General features: G+C 63.4%; 14 protein-coding genes and 2 pseudogenes. 5 read left to right on the top strand and 11 right to left on the bottom strand.

All coding sequences use genetic code 11. The annotated features are described in order from the left end of the window. Positions 1-525 precede the first annotated feature (525 nt). The 7 genes from R5O87_RS03845 to R5O87_RS03815 all read right to left on the bottom strand — a co-directional run bounded on the left by R5O87_RS03845 (position 526) and on the right by R5O87_RS03815 (position 8,199). On the bottom strand, positions 526-1,539 hold the full coding sequence (locus tag R5O87_RS03845) for a sugar phosphate isomerase/epimerase family protein (protein ID WP_410557192.1): 1,014 nt from the start codon (positions 1,537-1,539) through the stop codon (positions 526-528). Between the two features lie 215 nt (positions 1,540-1,754). After that, positions 1,755-2,615: a sugar phosphate isomerase/epimerase family protein gene (locus R5O87_RS03840; RefSeq protein ID WP_410557193.1), complete on the bottom strand. Its 861-nt coding sequence runs from the start codon at positions 2,613-2,615 to the stop codon at positions 1,755-1,757. Positions 2,616-2,646: 31 nt separating this feature from the next. Next, a complete protein-coding gene (locus tag R5O87_RS03835) occupies positions 2,647-3,675 on the bottom strand; it encodes a zinc-binding dehydrogenase (protein ID WP_410557195.1) in 1,029 nt (342 codons plus the stop codon). Positions 3,676-3,696: 21 nt separating this feature from the next. Then, entirely contained in the window at positions 3,697-4,557 is an 861-nt protein-coding gene (locus tag R5O87_RS03830; RefSeq protein ID WP_410557197.1) for a carbohydrate ABC transporter permease, read from the bottom strand. Continuing rightward, entirely contained in the window at positions 4,557-5,504 is a 948-nt protein-coding gene (locus R5O87_RS03825; RefSeq protein ID WP_410557198.1) for a carbohydrate ABC transporter permease, read from the bottom strand. Before R5O87_RS03825 ends, R5O87_RS03830 begins: the two co-directional genes overlap by 1 nt. Positions 5,505-5,576: 72 nt before the next feature. Continuing rightward, positions 5,577-6,938: an ABC transporter substrate-binding protein gene (locus R5O87_RS03820; protein WP_410557199.1), complete on the bottom strand. Its 1,362-nt coding sequence runs from the start codon at positions 6,936-6,938 to the stop codon at positions 5,577-5,579. A 127-nt stretch (positions 6,939-7,065) separates the two neighbouring features. Next, the gene (locus R5O87_RS03815; protein WP_410557200.1) at positions 7,066-8,199 is read right to left on the bottom strand and encodes a Gfo/Idh/MocA family protein; all 1,134 of its coding nucleotides are present in this window, start codon (positions 8,197-8,199) and stop codon (positions 7,066-7,068) included. A 258-nt stretch (positions 8,200-8,457) separates the two neighbouring features. Between R5O87_RS03815 and R5O87_RS03810 the strand changes: the two genes are divergently transcribed. From R5O87_RS03810 to istB, 4 genes and pseudogenes are all read left to right on the top strand, one after another. Then, positions 8,458-9,633 (top strand): ROK family transcriptional regulator, encoded by a 1,176-nt coding sequence (locus tag R5O87_RS03810; RefSeq protein ID WP_410557202.1) that lies wholly within the window; start codon positions 8,458-8,460, stop codon positions 9,631-9,633. Between the two features lie 252 nt (positions 9,634-9,885). Beyond that, positions 9,886-10,908: an AraC family transcriptional regulator gene (locus tag R5O87_RS03805; protein WP_410557203.1), complete on the top strand. Its 1,023-nt coding sequence runs from the start codon at positions 9,886-9,888 to the stop codon at positions 10,906-10,908. Between the two features lie 658 nt (positions 10,909-11,566). Next, a pseudogene (gene istA / locus R5O87_RS03800) lies at positions 11,567-13,092 on the top strand (IS21 family transposase). Beyond that, positions 13,089-13,877, top strand: coding sequence for an IS21-like element helper ATPase IstB (gene istB / locus R5O87_RS03795; RefSeq protein WP_410558548.1), 789 nt, complete (start codon positions 13,089-13,091; stop codon positions 13,875-13,877). The pseudogene istA and the gene istB overlap by 4 nt, the downstream one beginning before the upstream one ends. A 457-nt stretch (positions 13,878-14,334) precedes the next feature. Here the strand turns inward: istB and R5O87_RS03790 are convergent. Next, a pseudogene (locus R5O87_RS03790) lies at positions 14,335-14,749 on the bottom strand (CBS domain-containing protein). A gap of 330 nt (positions 14,750-15,079) precedes the next feature. Between R5O87_RS03790 and R5O87_RS03785 the strand changes: the two are divergent. Continuing rightward, on the top strand, positions 15,080-15,226 hold the full coding sequence (locus R5O87_RS03785; protein ID WP_410558203.1) for a hypothetical protein: 147 nt from the start codon (positions 15,080-15,082) through the stop codon (positions 15,224-15,226). A gap of 231 nt (positions 15,227-15,457) precedes the next feature. On the opposite strand, the gene R5O87_RS03780 is transcribed toward R5O87_RS03785, so the two are convergent. The 3 genes from R5O87_RS03780 to R5O87_RS03770 all read right to left on the bottom strand — a co-directional run bounded on the left by R5O87_RS03780 (position 15,458) and on the right by R5O87_RS03770 (position 19,780). Beyond that, entirely contained in the window at positions 15,458-16,264 is an 807-nt protein-coding gene (locus R5O87_RS03780) for a DUF2382 domain-containing protein (RefSeq protein ID WP_410558205.1), read from the bottom strand. Between the two features lie 635 nt (positions 16,265-16,899). Then, on the bottom strand, positions 16,900-17,988 hold the full coding sequence (locus R5O87_RS03775) for a glycerophosphodiester phosphodiesterase (protein ID WP_410558206.1): 1,089 nt from the start codon (positions 17,986-17,988) through the stop codon (positions 16,900-16,902). A gap of 100 nt (positions 17,989-18,088) precedes the next feature. Next, positions 18,089-19,780 carry a phospholipase C gene (locus R5O87_RS03770; protein WP_410558207.1) on the bottom strand — a complete coding sequence of 564 codons (1,692 nt, stop codon included), beginning with the start codon at positions 19,778-19,780 and terminating at the stop codon, positions 18,089-18,091.

Raw genomic sequence — 19,780 nt, 5'->3', positions numbered from 1 at the left:
TACTCGATGCAGCAATGTCGGATCTCCCCGCCATCGCCTTTCACCTCGAGCCCGACGACGAAGGATCCAGAACATGGCAGGTCTCCTTGACACTGAACTAGAAGCTGACAGTCGTCATCGAACCAGGTCAGCACCGCCCGTGTAGGGATCGGAACGGACATATGGACATGTGATGTCATGTTGTCCTCAAATGTTGGAACAGTACGGGTCAATGACGGCGAGAAAAGGGCAACCTTGAGGCGTGGGGAACGCCCGCGATATTTAGGGACGCCTCTGGCAGCCTTGGACATATGAGAAGTGGCCGACAACTTAAGCCCAAGTCGTGACTGTTTCAGTCAACAGTTTGAACCAAGTGAAGGCTGGTGTGGCTTGGACCGGCCAGGTGAAGGATCCCCATTTTCCGCGATCGGTGGGAAGCGGCAGATGGCGGTATGCCCGCCCAAGCTGACGGTGAGGCGGCGCGATACGTGCGCCGCCGACAGATACAGCTAAGATATCTGTCGCTATGAGCTGGAGCGCTAGGGCCTATGGCGCCGCCTCATCCCTGGTGCTGAAGGCGGCGTCGAAGGATGTTTGCGACGCCGGGAAGTCGAACTTCTTGAGGGCTGCGAGGGCTTCGGGGGCGCCGTGGAGGCGGTCCATGCCGGCGTCTTCCCATTCAATTGAGATGGGGCCGGTGTAGCCGATCGCGGTGAGGGCGCGGAAGGAGGATTCCCAGGGGACGTCGCCGCGTCCTGCGGAGACGAAGTCCCAGCCGCGGCGGGGGTCGCCCCAGGGCAGGTGGGAGCCCATGACGGTGTTCCGGCCGGTGGGCCGGAGCTTGGTGTCCTTGCAGTCGACGTGGTAGATCCGGTCTTTGAAGTCCCAGATGAAGGAGACGGGGTCGATGCCTTGCCACATGAAGTGGGAGGGGTCCCAGTTCAGGCCGAACGCTTCGCGGTGGCCGATCGCTTCGAGGGTGCGGACGGTGGTCCAGTAGTCGTAGGCGATTTCGGAGGGGTGGACTTCGTGGGCGAAGCGGATGCCGTTTTCGTCGAAGACGTCCAGGATGGGGTTCCAGCGGTCGGCGAAGTCCTGGTAGCCGGCGTCGATGACCTTTTCCGGGACGGGAGGGAACATGGCGACGTATTGCCAGATGGAGGAGCCGGTGAACCCGACGACGGTATCCACGCCCAGGGCTTTGGCGAGCCGGGCGGTGTGTTTCATTTCCTCGGCGGCGCGGAGGCGGACGCCTTCGGGGTCACCGTCGCCCCAGACCTTGGACCCGACGATCGCTTCGTGGCGGAAGTCGATCGGGTCATCGCACACGGCCTGGCCCTTGAGGTGGTTGGAGATCGCCCAGACCTTGAGGTTGTACTTCTCCAGGACGGCGAGTTTGGACTCCACGTAGCCGGGTTCGTCCCAGCGCCAGGCGTCCAGGTGGTCGCCGGAGACGGCGATTTCCAGGCCGTCGTAGCCCCAGCCGGATGCGAGCCTGGCGACTTCCTCGAAGGGGAGGTCGGCCCATTGGCCGGTGAACAGGGTGTACGGGCGGGGCATGGTCAGGCTCCTTGGATTTATTGGATTGTCCGGTTCGGGTCTGACCGCCGGCTTCGGGCCGACGCGTCCGGATCAAAGGTTGTCGGTCCGGTTATGGCAAATGCGGCTTTTTCGGATTTCCGGTCTTGGTGTCCCGGGACCCCAGACCGGGTACGGCCAGGAAAATACCGACGATTGCCGCGGCAGACCCCGGCCCATGTGTGAGTTCGGGGTTCTCAGAGGGCATGGGATTTCTTCATGCAGTCCTTGACGTAGGCGTCGGACGCGCGAAGGTGTTCACCGATTTTTTCGAAGCTCCATCCCTGCGTGCCATGGCATTTGAGGCTGGCGACGCCTTCATACCCGACCCTGTGCAGTGTGCCCAGCATCACGGAATGGTCAAGTGTTCCGTCGGGGCGGGGGAGTTGCTGGTCGGCGGGACCGAAGTTCAGCCCGTCTGTGCCGTGGCGGTAGGCGCGGTCGATGTCCCAGATGTAGTAGTAGAAGAGCCGCTTGCGTTCGGCGAGGAACGTGATGGCTTCGCTGATGGTGTCCTGCATCACCCACAGGTGCGGGGGAGCGATGCAGACGCCGAGGTAGGGGTCGTCGATGTCGCGGATGAGCCGTTTCATCTGGGCGAGTGTGTCCACGCCTTCGTCCCATCGCCGGTCTTCGTTCGCACCGGACTCAAAATCCGCGGCGAACGGGACGGTGAGATGGTTTTCGACCGCGATCCGGACTCCGCGACGGGCTCCTGCTTCGACGATTGGTGGCAGGAAGGTGGAGACGAAGTCGGGGTAGTTGGCTTCGCAGTCGAAGATGAGGGTGTCGATTCCGAGGTCTGCGGCGAAATCGACGCGTTCAAGGATTTCGTCCTGGGTCTTTCCGTAGGTGGTGAGGCCGCAGGGTTTGACGCCGTATTTGTCCAGCACTCCGAGGATTTTGCCGGGATCGTCTCCCGGGTTGACATGGTGGGCCAGCGGCGCGGCGGAGGACCAGAGGTTGACCTCTTTGAAGCCGATGTCGGCTAGGTCGCGGATCGAGTCTTCGAAGCCGTGGTCGTGGTAGGGGACGAGCTCGGCGGCGTATCTGAACATGGGGTCTCTCCTTCGGGGGGTCTGACGGGGTTTACCAGACGAAGACGGCTTTTTCGGTTTCGCGTTGGTCGAAGGCGCGGAAGGCTTCCTCGGCCTGATCGACGGAAAAGTCGTGGCTGATGAGCTTTTCGACCGGGATCTTCTGGTCGATGACGAGGCGCACGATGTCTTCCCAGTCGCTGACGGGGAAGTACCAGCCGCCGACGACGGTGAGCAGTTTTCTGAGCATCTGGTCGCTGGGGTTGATCTGCGTGGCCCGCGACTCACCGACGAACGCGACGGCGCCTAGTTTGGCGGCGGCGTCCAGGGCGGAGTTCTGCCCGGCGGGGTTGCCGGAACAATCGATGCAGACGTCCGCGCCGCGGCCCTGGGTGAGGTCACGGATCTGCTGAACGGCATCGGCTGTTGTGCTGTTGATGACGGCGTCCGCGCCGAGCGAGCTGGCCTGTTCGAGCCGGTGGTCGATGACGTCGACGGCGATGACGCGGGCACCGAAGGCCTTGCCGATGAGTACCGCGGCGGACCCCATTGGTCCCATGCCGAAGACGGCGACGGTTTTTCCGCCGGCCACGCCGAGCTGCTTCTGCACATGGTATTGGCTGCCGACCATGTCCGTCATGACCGCCCCGGCGCGGAAGCTGAGTTGGTCGGGGAGCTGAAGACAGTTGCGTTCGGGGAGCACGAAGTAGTCGGCGTCACCGCCGTGAACGTCGAAACCGAAGCATTTCCACTGGTTACACAGCATCATGTAGCCGCTGAGGCAGTACTCGCAGAATCCGCAGCCCAGCGCAAGGTAGCCGGCGACACGGTCGCCTTCTTTGACGTGGGTCACGGCGTTCCCGACCTTGACGACTTCGCCGGCTGCCTCGTGCCCGGGTATCACTGAACCCTGGCCGGCGCCTTCGCCGCCGACGATCGGGGTGCCGTAGTAGATGCTCATGTCGCTGCGGCAGATCGCGGAGGCACGGGTCCTCACCAGCACTTCATGCGGCCCCGGTTCCGGGATGTCGCGTTCCACGACGGTGACTCTTTTGTCACCGGGGAGGATGACTGCTTTCATCTTTTCTTCTCCAATACTCATTTACTTGACTGCACCGAAGGTGAGGCCGGCGACCATCTGGCGGCGCAGGACGACCATGAGCACCAGGATGGGCGCGACGATCAAGGTCGCGGCGGCGGTGATGTTGCCCCAGTCCGTGCCGTACATCCCGGTGAACTGCTGCAGGCCCACCGGAGCGGTCTTCGCTCCGCTCCGGGTCAGGGACAGGGCGAACAGGAATTCGTTCCATGACAGGACGATGGTCAGTACGGCGGCCGTCGCGACGGACGGCACGAGCAGGGGCCAGATGATCCGGCGGAGCACGTTCCATGTCGAGGCCCCATCGACCATGGCGGCTTCCTGGATCTCATAGGGCAGCTGCAGGATCGAGCTGCGCAGGATCCAGACCACGATGGGCAGGTTGAAGGCAGCGAACGGGATGATCAGGGCCGGGTAGGTGTCCATGAGCCCGAGCTTGCCTGCGAGGACGAAGACCGGGATGACGGCGACGATGGGCGGGAACATGTAGGTCGACAGGATCCAGGATGAGAGCCCCTTGCGTGCCCGGAAATCCCTCATGGTCAGGGCGTAGGCGGCCGGGACCCCCACGACGATGGCCAGGGCGGTGGCACCGAGACTGACGATTGCACTGTTGGCGAGCAGCTGGCCGAAGCTTTCGGATTTGCCGCCGCCGGCTGACAGTACGGAGGCGTAGTTGTCCAGGGTGGGCTGGAAGATCCATGCCGGGGGGATCTGGTTGGCGATCCCGGACGGCTTGATGGAGGTGAGGAACATGAACAGCAGCGGAACGAGGCCGATCAGGAGCCATGCCCACAGGAAGGTACGTCCGATGATGACGCGTGCCACGGCGCCGCCGCGGCTGGCTGATGATGTCGTTGTCATTACATTTCCTCAGGGTCTGCTCGGCGGCCGATGATGCGCAGCATGACGGGGATAAGGAGCGAGAGGATGATCAGGAAGACCACGCCCAGTGCGCAGGCGAGACCGACGTTGAAGCTTTGAAGGCCGACGCGGAAAATGCCGAGGTTGATGATTTCGGTGGACTCACCGGGACCGCCGCCCGTCAGGATCTTGAATGAATCGAAGGTTTTGAACGCCTGGATGGTCCGCAGCACGGCCGCGATGGCAATGAACGGAACCATGGCCGGAAACGTGATGTGCCGGAACATCTGCCATGGAGTCGCTCCGTCGACCATGGCTGCTTCCCGGGGTTCCCCCGGCAGGGACTGAAGGCCGGCCATCAGGATCAGGGCGATGAAGGGGGTCCACTGCCACATGTCGAGAACGACCAGGACGATCCATGCCGTTGTCGGATCACCGAGCAGGTCGATGCCTTTGGGGAATCCTAAGAAGCCGAGGTAGTAGCCTACCCACCCGTAGTTGGGGTTCAGCAGCTGCTTGAAGACCATGGCCGCGACCGCCGGCGTGACGGCAAACGGAAGCAACATGAGCGCGGCCCCGACTTTGTTGGCGCGGGTCTGGGCTGCTAGCGGGAGTGCCAGGGCGAATCCAAGAATCATCTCCAGGATCACCGCGACCGCGACGAAGCCGAACGTTATCAGGAATGCGTGCTGGACCGAGGCGTTGGTGACCGCCGTGATGAAGTTGTCCAGTCCGACGAATTTGCCCACGCCCCCGAGGATCTTGTCGTTGCGGAAGGCCGAGTAAAAGATAAAAATGGCCGGGGCCACCGTCATCAGCAGCAGGACAAACATTGCCGGGGCCATGTAGACCCACGGTGTCGAACGTTTTTTCCAGGTCAGCGGCTTCCTGCCGCGCGGGCCTGCCGTGTCAAGGCCGTCCGCGCGGCGGGAAGTGTCAACCGTCAAGGTCGCATCCAATGGTGCGGCGGTTGCTTTCATAGTCGATACTCCTTGGGCGACCTTGAGAGGTCCGAGGGGTTAGTAGCCGGCCGATTTGAGGAGGGCCAAAACCTTGTCTGACGCGGATTTGAGGGCGTCCGTTGGCGAGGAAGCGCCGGTTGCTGCGTTGTTCACCGCGACCGCAACCTCGTGGCTGACTTCGGTGTAGTTGGTCAGCCGTGCGCGGCCGACGCCTTCTGCGAGGGATTTTCCGAGGGTGTTGTAGAAGGGCGCGAGGGGGTTGTCGCTCTTGATGCTGGCAAAGACGGAGGTCCGGCTGGGGTGCAGGGACTTGGCGGTCATCGTCGTTTGCTGTTCGGCGGCGGTCAGCCAGCTGATCCCCTGGTAGGCCCACTCCTTGTTCTTGGAATTCTTGTTGACGCTAAGCATCCAGGTCCCGAAGTGGGGTCCGGCGGCCTTCGCACTGGGCACCGGGGCGTAGCCGATGGTGCCGCCCTTGACGTTGTTACCGAGCTTGAGGTCGTGGTAGTTGATCGTCATGGCGGTCAGCCCGCTGCCGAACGATTCGGCGGTTGTACCCCAGTCCGCTGACGTGCTGCCCGGGGGGACATGTCCGCTTTGCGCCAGCTTGGCGTAGTAATCCAGTGCCTGGACTCCTTCCGGAGTGTCGAATGTGGGCTCGCCGTTCTCGTCCGCCAGGGTCCCGTCCCCGCCGTGGGAGGCGAGCAGGGTCTTGAAGTCATCGGTGGCCCAGTCGCCGACACCCGCCATGACCGTGGTGCCGTAAAGCTTCTTGTCCGGCTGGGTGAAGAACTCCGCCACCTGGGCATAGTCGTCCCAGGTCTTCGGGACCGTGAGGTCCTTGCCGTACTTGGCCTTGAAATTCGCCTTCTGGGCGGGGTCGTTGAACAGGTCGCTGCGGTAGGCCATGACGGCCACGTTCGACTGGATCGGCATCCCGTACACGTCGAATCCGGCGTTCTTGATCGCGGCAGCGTCGGGCTTTGCCGTGGTGTCCGGATAGCGTCTGATCGGGGAGTCAGCATTGTAGACGGCTGTGTCGTAGAACACCTTGGGGATGAAGTCGCCCACATTGGACTGCGGGCTGTCAGGGTTCAGGGCCCCGTTCTCGAGGTACTCGCTCAGGGGTTCGAGGTTCTGCACCAGGGCTGGCGCCCACGGAGTGTCGACGACGACGATGTCGTAGTAGCTGCTGCTGGAAGCGAACTCGGAGAAAACCTTCTGCTGCAACGCGTCGTACGGCTGGTTGTCGATCTTCAGATCGATGCCGAACTTTTCCTTGAACTGTGGCACCAGCGAAGCGATTGCGGCGCTGTTGGCTTCATCGGTGGTGTAGAGCATCCGCAGCTCCGCCGGTTTCGCGGCCGCCGCGCTGGGTGTCGATGACCCGCCCGTGCATGCGGTCGCCAAGAGGGTCACGGTGAGCGCGGCTCCCAAGCCCGCTACGATGCGTGATCGCTTCACGCGATCGAGAGATCGGATCATCGTACTGCCTCCCTTAACCATGAGGCGCCCCATGCGCCGAGGCCTACCTGGATGATTTTCATTACTGCACTCCTTCTAGTTCTTTCACGTGAGGGACATCGACCCACTCGTCGCACTTGCTGGATTCGATGATGCTTTCAGTAAGGACGGCTGCTCGTAGGCCGTCGCGGAAGGTAGGCAGGCCATCGCGGATATCGCCGTCGATCGCGGAATAGGTATCGGCGACAAATGCATTGAACGCATCCTGATAACCCTGTGGATGCCCCGCCGGTAGGACACTGAGCCGAGCCGCTTCCGGGCTAAGCGCGTCTGGGTCGCGGACAAGCAGTTGGGAACCGACCCGTTTACCAAGCCACAACGTCTCCGGCGCCTCCTGGTCGAACTGGACCGTGCTCTCAGAACCCGCAATCTCGATCAGTAGGCGGTTCTTCCGCCCAGGCGCAACCTGGCTGACCAGAAGATTTCCCACGGTGCCGTTCTCAGTGGCGAATACAGCCACAACGAGGTCCTCGGTCTGGACGTCCTTGTGGTTTGCCCGGCCTGAGAACAGAGTGCGGCTCAGCGCACCGACCCGTGTTATCCGGTCCCCACTCACGAATTCGATCAGGTCGCACAGGTGGGACCCGATGTCGGCGAACGCCCGTGACGGGCCCCCGACAGCGGCATCCACCCGCCAGTTATCGTCGTCCCGGGACAAAAGCCAGTCCTGAAGATAGGACCCCTGAATGGTAGAGATCCGTCCCGTCTGGCCGGATGCAATACGTTCCCGGGCTTCGCGGACCATCGGGTGGAACCGGTAGACAAAAGGGACAGTCGCGACCGTCCCGGCCGTAGCGGCCAGCTCCACGAGATGGGCGGCGTCCTGCACGTTGGTAGCCAGAGGCTTCTCACAGACAACGTGTTTACCGGCCGCCAGCGCTGCCTCGGTCAGGGTCGGGTGCGTGGCGTTGGGAGTGCACACATGGATGACGTCGATCGTCTCGTCCTCGACCAGGTCCTGGAAAGAGGCATATGCCTGTTCGATGCCCAGACGGTCCTTGGCGCGGGCGGCGCTGGCAGCGCTGGACGATGCGATGCCGGCTATCTTTGCCCCGGCAGCACGGGCGGCTCTGCTATGCACCTCAGCCATGAACCCGGCACCGACGAACCCGGCCCGTAACCGGGAAGGGGCTGTCGTGATTTGGTCGTTTTCCATGCCGAAACAATGACACGCACGCCGGAGCTTTAGTCAGTGAATCAGCAAAAGTCTGCACCTTTTGATCCTGTGGGCGGGGGGCTGCGCACTGAAGTTGCACTTTTTGATGCTTTGGGCGTTGGCGAGTGGACGGGAAGGCATGGGCGCCTGACACTGGGTGGTGAATGCGGGCCCCGCCGAGGGGACATGTCACATGATGTGTCAAGACTTCGCGCTCGCCCTTCACACCTCATGTGTGAGCCCACGGAATGGAGAGACATGAACAGCGGCGGTGCCGGCGAACTTTTGCGCATCCTGCGGGACGGACGCCCGCGAACCAGGGCCGACCTGGCCGGGATAACGGGCCTGGGGCGTGCTGCCATCAGCTCTCGCCTTGAGCCGCTCCTGGAACTCGGCCTCGTTGTACCGGTATCCGATGCGGCTTCCACCGGAGGCCGGCCCTCGGCGCGGCTAGCCTTTAACCCGGGTGCGCGGCTAGTCGCCGCCGCGGACATCGGCGCCACACACGTAACCGTGGCGCTTACAAACCTGTCAGGAAAGGTTCTCCTCGGAACCACTGAACGACTTGAGATCGCGCGGGGACCGGAAGCTGTTCTGGATTGGCTAGCGACCACGCTGCAGGGACATTTGGACAAGGTGAAGCGCCCGGCAACGGATATGATCGCTGTCGGCATCGGGTTGCCCGGTCCGGTTGAACACTCCACCGGAAAGCCGACCAGCCCCCCCATCATGCCAGGATGGGATGGATTCGATGTCCCCGCCTACGTTCAGCGGACCTTTGACGTCCCCGTACTGGTCGACAACGATGTCAACATCATGGCACTCGGCGAACGGGCCACACGCTGGCCCGACGAGGACAACATGATCTTCCTTAAAGTCGCCACCGGTATTGGTTCCGGCGTAATAAGTGGAGGCGTCTTGCAACGAGGCGCGGCAGGTGTCGCAGGAGACGTCGGCCATATCGCCGTTTCCAAGGCCGCAGGCATTCAATGCCGCTGCGGCAAGACTGCCTGTCTGGAAGCAATCGCAGGCGCTCCGGCTGTGGCCGCCCATCTCCGTGAGAAGGGACTCGAGGCAACTACCGGAAACGATGTCGTCTCGCTCGTCCGTTCCGGCGATTTGGCCGCCATTCAAGCCGTCCGGCAGGCGGGCCGCGACATCGGGGAAATGCTCAACATGTGCGTGAGCCTCATCAACCCTTCCCTGATTGTCGTCGGCGGATCGCTAGCACAATCCGGAGAACATCTGATCGCCGGAATCCGCGAAATGGTCTACACTCGGTCAACGCCCTTAGCCACGCAACACCTGAACATCACGCAGTCCGAAACCGGCGCCGAAGCTGGAGTCGTTGGGGCCAGCATCTTGGCCATCGAATATGCCCTTGCCCCTCAGCGAGTCAGGCATCTCGCTGCCAGTGTCGCTCAGTCCTGCTAGACCTTCACTGCAGGACTTTGTGACCAATTAGCTGCGGCGCGCGGCATGACGACGTTCCCATAAGAAGATGCCGAAGAGAACCACCAGATTGCCCCAACAGACTCATGCGGAATGTAGACAAAGGTAAAATTTGGTCTAACAGCCAGAATTTTTTCTGGCCAGCCGCGTGAGCCCACCGCAACCGCTGACTAAGCCATTGTGGCCGTTCCCACGATTGCCACGAAGGCTCACGCTGGTGGAAAGGAGAATCCCATGCCTCAATTGGGTTCCGGGGGCAGCGGTCACCTGCGACGCTATGCAGTGCCGGAGGGACTCAGTCCCGAGCAAAGGTTCGAACATTGGCGGACGTGGTACGGCAGTGCCGTCGAAACTCCGATGCGGTTGGAAAAGTCGGCACGGCAGACTCCTGTGTCCTTCAGTCCGTCGGCCATTAGTCTTGTCGGGCCAGGCTTCAGCCTCATCGAAATGTGCAACGCCCCCGCACTGGGCTCGTGGGCGCCGAACCCCGACGCCAGGGATCTTCGGCTGGCCTACTTCAGGAAAGCGGTCGCCTTAACGCTCGCTTTCGACGGAATGCCTGAGCCAGTATCAACGGGCTCCGTCAGGTTCATCGATACCTCACAAGGCGGCAGTTTCGAGGCGCCCGAGGGATTTCACGCCTTGCAGATCAACATCGACCGCAGCAGCCTGGATGTGAGCGAGGCCGCGCTAGGCTCCCTGCTTCGCCTGCCTGACCTCGCAAAGCATCCAATTGTGGGCACTTTCGTGATTCCTGCGCTGTTGAGTTGGAAGCGGCCGGGCATCGACCAGGAAGCATCTGGAACCGGAGACATCCTCCGATCCGTGATTGCGACCCTGGTAGGTTCCCTCCTTGAAACGCCGGTCGGCGATGAGGCGCAGAAACCTGCCCTAAATCGGGCGGTGAAGAAATACCTTGATGCCAGCTATGAGAACCCCAATCTCGACGTAGCAATGGTCGCCGAACGATTTAATCTCTCCCGTCGCTCTCTGTTCTACTTTTTCGAGAATGAAGAACTGCACCTCAGTGAGCGTATACGCGCACTGAGAACGCGTAGAGCGCTCCAACTGCTCCTTCAAACCGGCCCTCAAAAGATGACCTACTCAGAAATCGCGGCATCGTGCGGATTCACCAACGTGCAGAGCATGCGCCGTGCGGTGAAAGAGTTTACGGGGATGAACGTCAGGGAGATCCAGCGGTCCGAGACCGACGTTCAAGTTGCGCTGCAGCAACTGCGTGAGTCACTGAGCCCCTAGCTCCCCTCTTCCACCGCAGTCCTATTAACGGCTCTTTGAGCCATCCTCTGACCTGCTCCCATTCGTGGTCCTGGGCGAAGTCGCGGACCTGACCCGGAGACTCGATGCTCACGGAGCCAGCCTAGGCGAATCTCTCGTTGAGGCGTGGTGGCTGCGTCGTTGCCCTAGTGCTTCCAGAGGGGGCAGGGTGCGAAGAGAAGCGCTCAGCCAATGTGGTGCGTCGCATTCCGGCTGGCGCCGGGAAATTGGTGCCGCGAGGCCGGGGCGATGGCGTGCGTTGGAGCGGAACTCTCATGAAGCGAAGGACGGCAGCGCTTTGTTCGGCAGTGCACCAAAATGGGCAAAAAGAAGGTGTGGACAGTGTCCGCACCGCGGGCTTCGCACTCGGTTGCATCGGCGTCGGACTGGGCCGGATTGGGGAGGTTTTTTGGGGCAGTGGCGGTTTGCCGGGGGAGCGGCTGTGTCAGCGGCCATGAAAAACTGCCCGTAGGCGGCCACGGAAATGCCCACTGACGGCCAGTAGCACTGCCCATTGGTGGCCATGAGATCTGCCCACTTCCTTACTGAACCTGCCGCGTCTTAAGCGGTGGGGGCCTCTCCCCGGGATTTGATGACGGTGTCTAGTCGCACCAAATGTCATCCCAGGAAGAGGCCCTGTATGAAGCATGACGGAGAAATCATGGAAATTCTTGCTGCCTACGATCTGACTGGATCGTTGCGCGCCACGGCGGAGCTCACGGGCTGCTCGCACCACACTGTTGCCAGGCATGTCGCGGCGCGGGACGCCGGCCGGCCAATCGCCGAACCTGGGCCCCGGCCAAGGGTCACGGACGATTACCTGCCCAAGATCGAGGAATGGATCGAGACGTCCAAGGGGCGGATCCGCGCCGACAAGGCCCACGCGAAGCTCCTCGCCATGGGGTATGCGGGCTCGGAGCGGTCCACCCGCCGTGCGATCGCGCAGGTCAAGGCCGCGTGGCGGCTGGGACACACCCGCGTTCACCGGCCGTGGATCACCGAGCCAGGAATGTGGCTGCAGTACGACTTCGGCGACGGACCACGGATCGGCGGAGTGAAGACCATCCTGTTCGTTGCCTGGCTGGCGTTCTCGAGGTTCCGGATCGTGATCCCGCTGCGGGACCGGACCGCGCCGAGCGTGTTCGCCGCTCTGGACCGCTGCTTCCGGATCCTGGGCGGGGCACCGACCTACGTCCTGACGGACAACGAGAAAACCGTGACCACGGCCCACGTGGCCGGGGTGCCGGTGCGGAACCAGCAGACCCTGGACTTCGCCCGCCACTACGGGGTCACCGTGCTGACCTGCCAGCCGGCGGACCCCGCCACGAAGGGAGGCGTCGAAGCGTCCGTGAAGCTGGCCAAGGCCGATATCGTTCCCAAAGAGACCAACCTGCGGGCGGACTACAGCTCCTTCACTGAACTTGAGGCCGCCTGCGAGGCGTTCATGGACGAGGTGAACAACCGGGAGCACCGCACCATCCGGCGCAAACCTGCAGCGGTGCTGGCAGAGGAACAGCTCCGGCTGCACCGGATCCCGGACACGGCGCACACGGTCGCGTTCGGACTGGCCCGCACGGTTCCGGGAACACGCCGATGGTCACCTTCGAGAACGCCCAGTACTCCGTGCCCGCGCATCTGCTCGGCGCGAGGGTGTTCGTCCGCTCCCACGGCACCGAGCCCGATGAGCAGGTCATCATCGTCCACCACGGCCCCGCCGGCCCGGTCGAGGTCGCCCGCCATCACCGGGCCAGGCCCGGCAGCCCCGCGATCATCGATGAGCACTTTCCCGGGACCAGGACCAGGATCCCGGGCGACTACGCCGTGAAGGCACGCAACGCCGGTGAGGCCGAATTCCTTGCCATCGGCGAGGGCGCCAGGTCCTGGCTCGTGGAAGCCGCCGGGACCGGGACGGCCCGGATGAACGTGAAAATGGCTGAGGCCGTGACGCTGGCCAAAATCGCCGGCGCCGAGGCGGTGGACCGGGCCCTGGGCGACGCCGCCCTGCATGGCCGCTTCGCTCACGGCGATCTGGCTTCGATCCTCAACGCCAACATCCGACGCACCACCACCCACGCCGCGGACGAGACCCGGTCCCTGACCCAAGGCACCAGTGCCTGGGCCGGCCTGGGCACTGAACCCGCCCCTGTGAAGGAGCCGAACCGATGAGCCCTGTCAGCACCACGAACACCACCGCGCCGCCCCTGCCGGCCGAACTTGAAGCGTTGATGCGGCAGCTGAAAATGCCCCACGCCCGCGCCCTGGCCCCGGAACTCATCGCGACCGCACGAGCCCAGCGCTGGGAACCGGCAGAGATCATCAAAGCCCTGTTCACCGAAGAAACAGCCGGCCGGGCCCGGTCCATGCTCGCCACCCGGCGCAAGGCAGCAGGCTTCCCCACAGGGAAAACCTTCGACGCCTGGGACCCCACCGTCTCCTCCATCCCCGCGCCGACCCAGCAGGCCCTGCGCACCCTGGAATGGATCAGCCGCAGGGAGAACCTGGTCGTCTGCGGACCGTCCGGCACCGGAAAAACCTTCTTCCTCGAAGCCCTCGGCCAGCAAGCCGTCGAAGCCGGCATGCGCGTGGCCTGGTTCAGGCTCGAGGACCTCGGCGCCCTGATCCGGGCCCACCGCACCGACGACAGCGTCACCCGGGCCGTGGCCAAAATCCTGCGCGCCGAACTCGTCGTGATCGATGACATCGGGCTCCTGCCGGTGGCCACGGACGCCGCCGAAGGCCTCTACCGGGTCGTGGACGCAGCCTACGAAAAGCGCTCCGTCGCGATCAGCTCGAACCTGCACCCGGCAGGCTTTGACGAGCTCATGCCCAAAACCCTGGCCACCGCCACCGTGGACCGGCTGCTGCACCACGCCCATGTCTGCCAGACCAGCGGCGATTCCATCCGGCTCACCCAGGCCCTCACCGGAAAAGGAGTCACCCAACTGAACTGACACGACCCCACGATGGCCAACCCCGCCGAAACCTTCAGTGGGCAGATCTGTTGGCCATCACCGGGCAGTTTCACTGGCCACCAGCGGGCACATTAACTGGCCGCCGTTGGGCAGAAACTAATGGCCATTGACACGGCTGGTTCGAGTCCCACCTCGGGCACAGTGTTTCCCCTGTTCACGGGCTTTATAATGCGCGGTGAGGAGGTGCTCGGTGGATTCCACGACCAGCCCGTCGGGCACGCGCCGGTGATGACTGCAGGGGCGATGTCCTGGAATTCGGGGGAGTAGGGACGCGCCCATGAACGCACGAAGGGACGGACTGCTTGGCGTGCTGTCATGCCTTTCTCTGTGCGGTCTTCGCAGGGACTAGCGGTGTTAGTTCACGGTAAACCTTGCCCCTTGGGGGTCCAGCCGCCGTAACCTTGCGTGGGACGGCGGCCGGGCTGCTGCTCTGGACCTAGTAGAACGAAATGAATTCCACTAGCTCACCCCGCGGTCTTCGGGGTAGTTTCTGGCGATGTCGGCTTGGGTGAGGATGCCGACCAGGTCGTGGCCGTCGATGACCGCAGCCGGCGGACCTGGTGGTCCTGCATGGTCTTGATGGCGTCCTCGATGGAGGAGTCAGCGCCGATAGTCACCGGTTTTCCTTGGCCGAAATCACCGGCCTTGGCGGTGCGCGGGTCGCTGCCTTCGGCGAAGCATTTGATGACGATGTCGCGGTCTGTGTTCATGCCTTTGAGCCTTTTGTCTTCCCCGCAGATTGGCAGGGCGCCGACGTCGAGCTCTTTCATTTTGCGGGCCGCTGCTTCCAGGGTTTCGTTTTCACCGACGCATTCGACGCCGCAGGTCATGATTTCACGTGCTGTCGTCATGGCGCTCTCCTCAAACAGAATGGCTGATTCCGGACTGCACCCGTGCCGCTGTCCTCCATTGGCTCGGGCACGCCTTACCGCTAAGAATGCTGAGCGTCGGTGTCCAGAGCCGGATCGATGGCGGTCTTGGGCCAGGTCGCGACACGCGTGATGCCGTCCGCGAGACTGTCGCCCCCGGGAGGAGCATGGAGGCATGACAGCTCCAACAGTTGAGGCCGCGATCCACGAACTGATGGATCTCGCCTGGAATCTTGTCTACTCCCTGCTGGCGGAGCGGGGCCTGCTCGGTGACGGGCTGGACGTTGAGGAGTACACCGGGATCCATTCCTGGTGGACGGCCCTACCCGGTACACGGAGGTCCACTCCCGGACAGTGGCGGTGCTGTTCATCGACACGCGGCCGGTGGACGCCATCGTGTTCCGCCACGACCTGCTCGGCGCCGACGACCCGAAGAGCTTCTTCATCTTGGCCGAGTGAGTGTTGCCCGAAGGACCCCAGGTTCCATGCCCGCTGGAAATTCAAGTGGTCCGCATTAGAGCTTCGACGGACCGCAAGTTTTCTCTAGGTTCTCGAAGCCACGATGGTTGCTTCCTTGCGGTGGAGGAGCGGATTTCCTGGACCCGCACAGGCGAGCAGCCGGACCTGAAGGCTGACCCCCACAGGTCCGGCTGCTCCCTGACGACTGCCGCGCAGCGGAAATTCTCCGGTCTAGCGGCGGGTGTCGTCGATACCGTCAATGTCGACGCGTTCCTTGCGGACTTCCTCGGTGACGGTTTCCTCGTCGGTTACGACGTCCTTGTCCAGGCGCACACGTTCAACCGGGACCGTCTCCTTATCGACTACGGGCCGTTCCTCGTGCAGGGTGATCTCGTGTTCTTCCTCGCTGAGGTCGGGGCCGGAAAGGGCGGCGTCACGGTTGGCGTCAGTGATCGGTTCACGTTCGATCCGGACCTCCTCGCGGCTGACCGGAACGGTTTGGGTGACATTTTCCGTCGTGACGTATTTGCGCAGCCTAGCCCGGCCGGTCGCCTGCCTTTCGGTATCCACGTTCAGGCGTTCCTCCGAGCGGGTCATGGCGCCGTCGGTCGTGGGGCCGGAAGTGTCCCTGCCCACCGTTCCGCGCGCGTCGTAGTCCCGGTCCGTTCCGGTGTCCGTGGCGTCCAGGCCGGCGGTGGCGTTTGTGTGGGTGCGATGGCCGTTGCCGAGGCTGTAGTGATGGTAGAGGCGGTCCTCTTCCGCCGGGTCCAAGTGCCCATCGGGGTCGACGCCCGGCGCATCCTTGACCTGGTCCTTGCTGAAGGGGACGACTATGTCGTCGCCCTCGACCCGGGCGCCTTCGAGCGGCACGAAGGATTCACGGGTGCCGAACAGCCCGGTCTTGACCGTCACCCAGTTGGGCTGATTCGTGTCGTCGTCGGCGTAGACCTGGCCCACGCCGCCGATCTTTTCCCCTTCCGTGCTCAGGACGTGGCCGTGGCCGGCGAGCAGGCGGTCGAGGTGTTCATTGGTGATCACAGTGGCTCTCCTCTTCATTCCTCAGTCTCCTTCTTTGTCCGAGGGCGCGCCGGAGGCTAAGAACCGCATTGCGGCCTTCAGCTGTGCTGGGGGACGGGGCCCTCCGTCTCCGAGGCGGAAACCCTCGTTAGCCATCAAGTTATTCATATGTGGCAGCAAAAAAGCAAGGGTGCTTACTAAATTTGCGGGTGCGGATGAAATGACTAGCTGAGCTGAGCGCGCTGGTTTGGCCGGGCTTTTGGGAGCCGGCGGCGGTCTGGGTGACCAATCAGATCCCGGAGGGTTTGGAACGTCGGCCAACCGCAGCCGGCCCGAGACCAGTATCCGCTTGAATTCTTGGAAGAAGGCTGGGGGCGGCGCGTGGAGGCCCCGAATGCCGGGACTGTGGAGATCCGGCCCCAGGTGGCCCACGTTTTCCCCGAGGTGGGCGCGCAATATTCGACGCGCCTCGAGGAACCCGAACCAGCGCCGCGGGTCTACTTTCAGGACTGCCGGGTCCGTACGCATTCCCCCCGTTGCACCCCGGACCCGGCAAAAGCATGCGACAGCGCCGTGGTCACTCCCGCCCACCCGTAAGAAAGACCCCTGTTCCGGTGGGCCGGAACAGGGGTCTAAAGGAGCGAATCAGGAGCGCGTTAGCCCGCGGCTGCTGCGGATGCTCCGGGTTCCAGAGTGTACTGCTTGGGCAGCTTCAGGCCCCGCTCTGCCATGACGTCCCGCAGCTTGTCCGGGTAGTCGGTGATGACGCCGTCGACGCCGTCGTCCATGAGCTTGCGCATGGTCGGCTTGTCGTCGACGGTCCACGGGATGACCTGCATGCCCTTGGCGTGGGCGCGGGTCACCATGTCGGCGGTCACGTAGGGGACGTAGCCGGGGTCCGTCACGGTGCCGTTCTGGGGCGTGCCGTGGACGGGAGAGATGGCGTCGAAGCCGAGCGAGGCTGCGGAGTCCACGAGGTCGCCGCCGAAGTCGTCCGCGTCGATGCCGCCGAGCCAGGGCGACTTGCCCGGCTGTCCGGCCTGCAGGAAGTCCTTGTTGGTCAGCGCCACGGTGCGGATGCCGGGCTGGCGTTCCTTCACCAGGCGCAGCGAGCCCCAGTCGAAGCTCTCGATGGAGACGCGTTCGGCCATGTGCGCTTTGTTGATTTCGCGCAGGGCCACGTCCACGAACTGTTCGCGCGGGGCGGTCTGTTCCGGTGCCCCGGCTTCGACCTTGGTTTCGATGTTGAACTTGACCTGGCTGGCCCGGTAGCGGTTGGCGAGGTCGAACACCTCGGCGAGGGTCGGCATTTTCGCGCCGGGGGAGGCCTGCTGGCCGGGGAACTGCGGCAGCGTCTGGGAGCCGCAGTCCAGGCTGCGGACCTGGTCGAAGGTGAGGTCCTTGATGTACTTCCCGACATACGGATACAGCGGGTCGCCCGGCGTGACAGGGGCGGTGTCCTTGCACTTCTGTCCGCTGATCTTCCGGTCGTGGGTGATGACCTCGCGGCCGTCCTTGGTGATCTGCAGGTCCATTTCCAGAGTGCTGACCCCGGTCTCGATGCCCTTGGCGAAGGAGGCCAGTGTGGATTCGACGGTCAGGCCGATGCCGCCGCGGTGTGCCTGCAGGTCAAAGTGGTTTTCGGTGCCGTTGGGGTTGGTGTCGGCGGCGTGAGCCGGGAGGGTTGTTCCCAGGGCGAGGCCGGCGGTGATGGCAGCCGCGGTCAGCAGCTTGGTGTACTTCATGGGTTCTCCAATTAATCTCGGGGCATGGCGCGGTCAGCTTTCTGGGGTGACCGCGCCCTGTGTTGGATGGAACTGCCCGGTTCAGGGCAGCAGGTGGTGCTTAGTTGCCGTTGCCGTTGTGGGTGATGGTGGCGACGGCGCCGGTCTGTTCGTTGAGCAGGACCTTGTCGTTGCGTGCGTGGTGGAAGTTGAACATGGCATTCATGGACCCGGCGGTGGCGTCGGCGGAGGCGTCGCCGATCTGGCCGGTGTGCCAGTTGTCTTCGATGAACCGCAGGATGGAGGCCTGGTCGGTTTCGTTGTGGTCCACGAAGTTCTTCTTCGCGAACGGGGAGATGACCACCAAGGGCTGGCGCGGGCCGGGGCCGCAGCGGTCGGCGTAGCCGCCGGCAACGGGGACGCCCTTGGCGGCGGCATTCTGGCACCAGGCGGCGTCGTCGGGGCTGTTGGAGGCGTTCTTTACCTTCGCTGCGACGTGGTCGTACCAGCCGTCGGAGTCGTCGTAGGCGAGCACGACGGCGGTGTTGTCCCAGTTCTTGGACTGTTGGATCTGGTTGACGGTCCTGGTGATGAAGTTCTGCTCATCGACCGGGTCTGAGTAGGCGGCGTGGCCGTCCTGGAAGTTGGAGGCTTTCAGGAAGGACACGGCCGGCATGTTGTCGCTATTGACCACCTTGTTGAAGTCGGTCAGGTCGTACTGGTGGTTGGCTTGGCCGTTGTGGCCGATTTCCGCGTTGTTCGCCGGGGCCAGGTGGTGCGGGTTGGCGGTGGAGGCGTAGTACTGGAAGGGCTGGTGATGCGGGTTGTAGTCCGTGCTGGAGACGCCGGCCACATTGTTGTGGGTGCTCTTGCAGGCAGCGGGGGTCGTGGCGGTTGCCTCGGTGGTGGGGGTGAAGCCGCCCTGGAACCAGCCCCAGGACACGCCTTTGGCGTTGAGCAGGTCGCCGATGTTCCTGCCGGTCATGCCGGCCAGATTGTTGGTCTTGGCGTGGCTGTTGTTGGAGCAGTCGTCGTAGACCGGGTCGGGGTCGTTGATCATGGTGCCGACGCCGGTGGCGTCAGGGACGCGCACCGTGTAGTCGCTGGTTGTGGGTGTCACCGGCTGGCCGGCAGCAGTGAATTCCTTGACACCGTGGGTCTGCCCCGAGACCAGGTTCAGCGCGCCCGGGGTGGAGGGGCCGAAGACGGTGCTGAAGTGGTTGTCGCTCATGGCGTAGTTCTGGGCGTAGTTCCAGATGCCCGTGACGGAGTTTCCGTCGTAGTAGTCCATGGTCAGCCCGGGGCGCCCGTACTGGTTCGGTGCACATGCATCCCTGCTGGTGAATTCCACGAACTTGTCCATCAGTCCGCCGTTGTACGCCTTCTGCTCGGCGGTGTACTCATGATCCTGGTCGCAGGTGACGGCCTGCATCGGGGAGAGCCGTGCGGGTTGGACCGAATTGGGGTTGTTCGGTGCCAGCAGGCCGGCGGTGGCCAGGGTATTGATGTCCTTGGGGGTGTCGTCAGAGGCGGTGAAGGAGGCCGCTGCGGACCCTGTGCCCTGCAGTGTCTCGCCCGAAGTGTTTGCCGCCTTGGGGTAGGTGGCGAAGTAGTGGTCGAATGACACGTTTTCCTGGAAGAGGACCACGACGTGCTTGATCGGTGTGGTGGTGGCTGCCGGGTTTTCGACGGCGGTGGCCGGGCCCGCGCCAAGGCCGACCAGGCCGGCGGTCAGGGCCGAGGCGGCCAGGGCTGCCGCGCCGGTGGCGGTGGCGAGGCGTTTCCGGGTGAATCGTGATGCCGGATTAGGCAT

Source organism: Arthrobacter globiformis (genome assembly GCF_046536215.2).
Classification (GTDB): domain Bacteria; phylum Actinomycetota; class Actinomycetes; order Actinomycetales; family Micrococcaceae; genus Arthrobacter; species Arthrobacter globiformis_E.
Note: the sequence above shows the minus strand (reverse complement) of the source record. Positions and strands in the feature narration are given on the sequence as shown.

Bases quoted from the DNA above. Each gene is read 5' to 3' on its own strand.
- R5O87_RS03845 (WP_410557192.1), bottom strand. From the start codon at position 1,539: ATGCCCCGCCCGTACACCCTGTTCACCGGCCAATGGGCCGACCTCCCC.
- R5O87_RS03840 (WP_410557193.1), bottom strand. From the start codon at position 2,615: ATGTTCAGATACGCCGCCGAGCTCGTCCCCTACCACGACCACGGCTTC.
- R5O87_RS03835 (WP_410557195.1), bottom strand. From the start codon at position 3,675: ATGAAAGCAGTCATCCTCCCCGGTGACAAAAGAGTCACCGTCGTGGAA.
- R5O87_RS03830 (WP_410557197.1), bottom strand. From the start codon at position 4,557: ATGACAACGACATCATCAGCCAGCCGCGGCGGCGCCGTGGCACGCGTC.
- R5O87_RS03815 (WP_410557200.1), bottom strand. From the start codon at position 8,199: ATGGAAAACGACCAAATCACGACAGCCCCTTCCCGGTTACGGGCCGGG.
- R5O87_RS03810 (WP_410557202.1), top strand. From the start codon at position 8,458: ATGAACAGCGGCGGTGCCGGCGAACTTTTGCGCATCCTGCGGGACGGA.
- R5O87_RS03805 (WP_410557203.1), top strand. From the start codon at position 9,886: ATGCCTCAATTGGGTTCCGGGGGCAGCGGTCACCTGCGACGCTATGCA.
- istB (WP_410558548.1), top strand. From the start codon at position 13,089: ATGAGCCCTGTCAGCACCACGAACACCACCGCGCCGCCCCTGCCGGCC.
- R5O87_RS03775 (WP_410558206.1), bottom strand. From the start codon at position 17,988: ATGAAGTACACCAAGCTGCTGACCGCGGCTGCCATCACCGCCGGCCTC.
- R5O87_RS03770 (WP_410558207.1), bottom strand. From the start codon at position 19,780: ATGCCTAATCCGGCATCACGATTCACCCGGAAACGCCTCGCCACCGCC.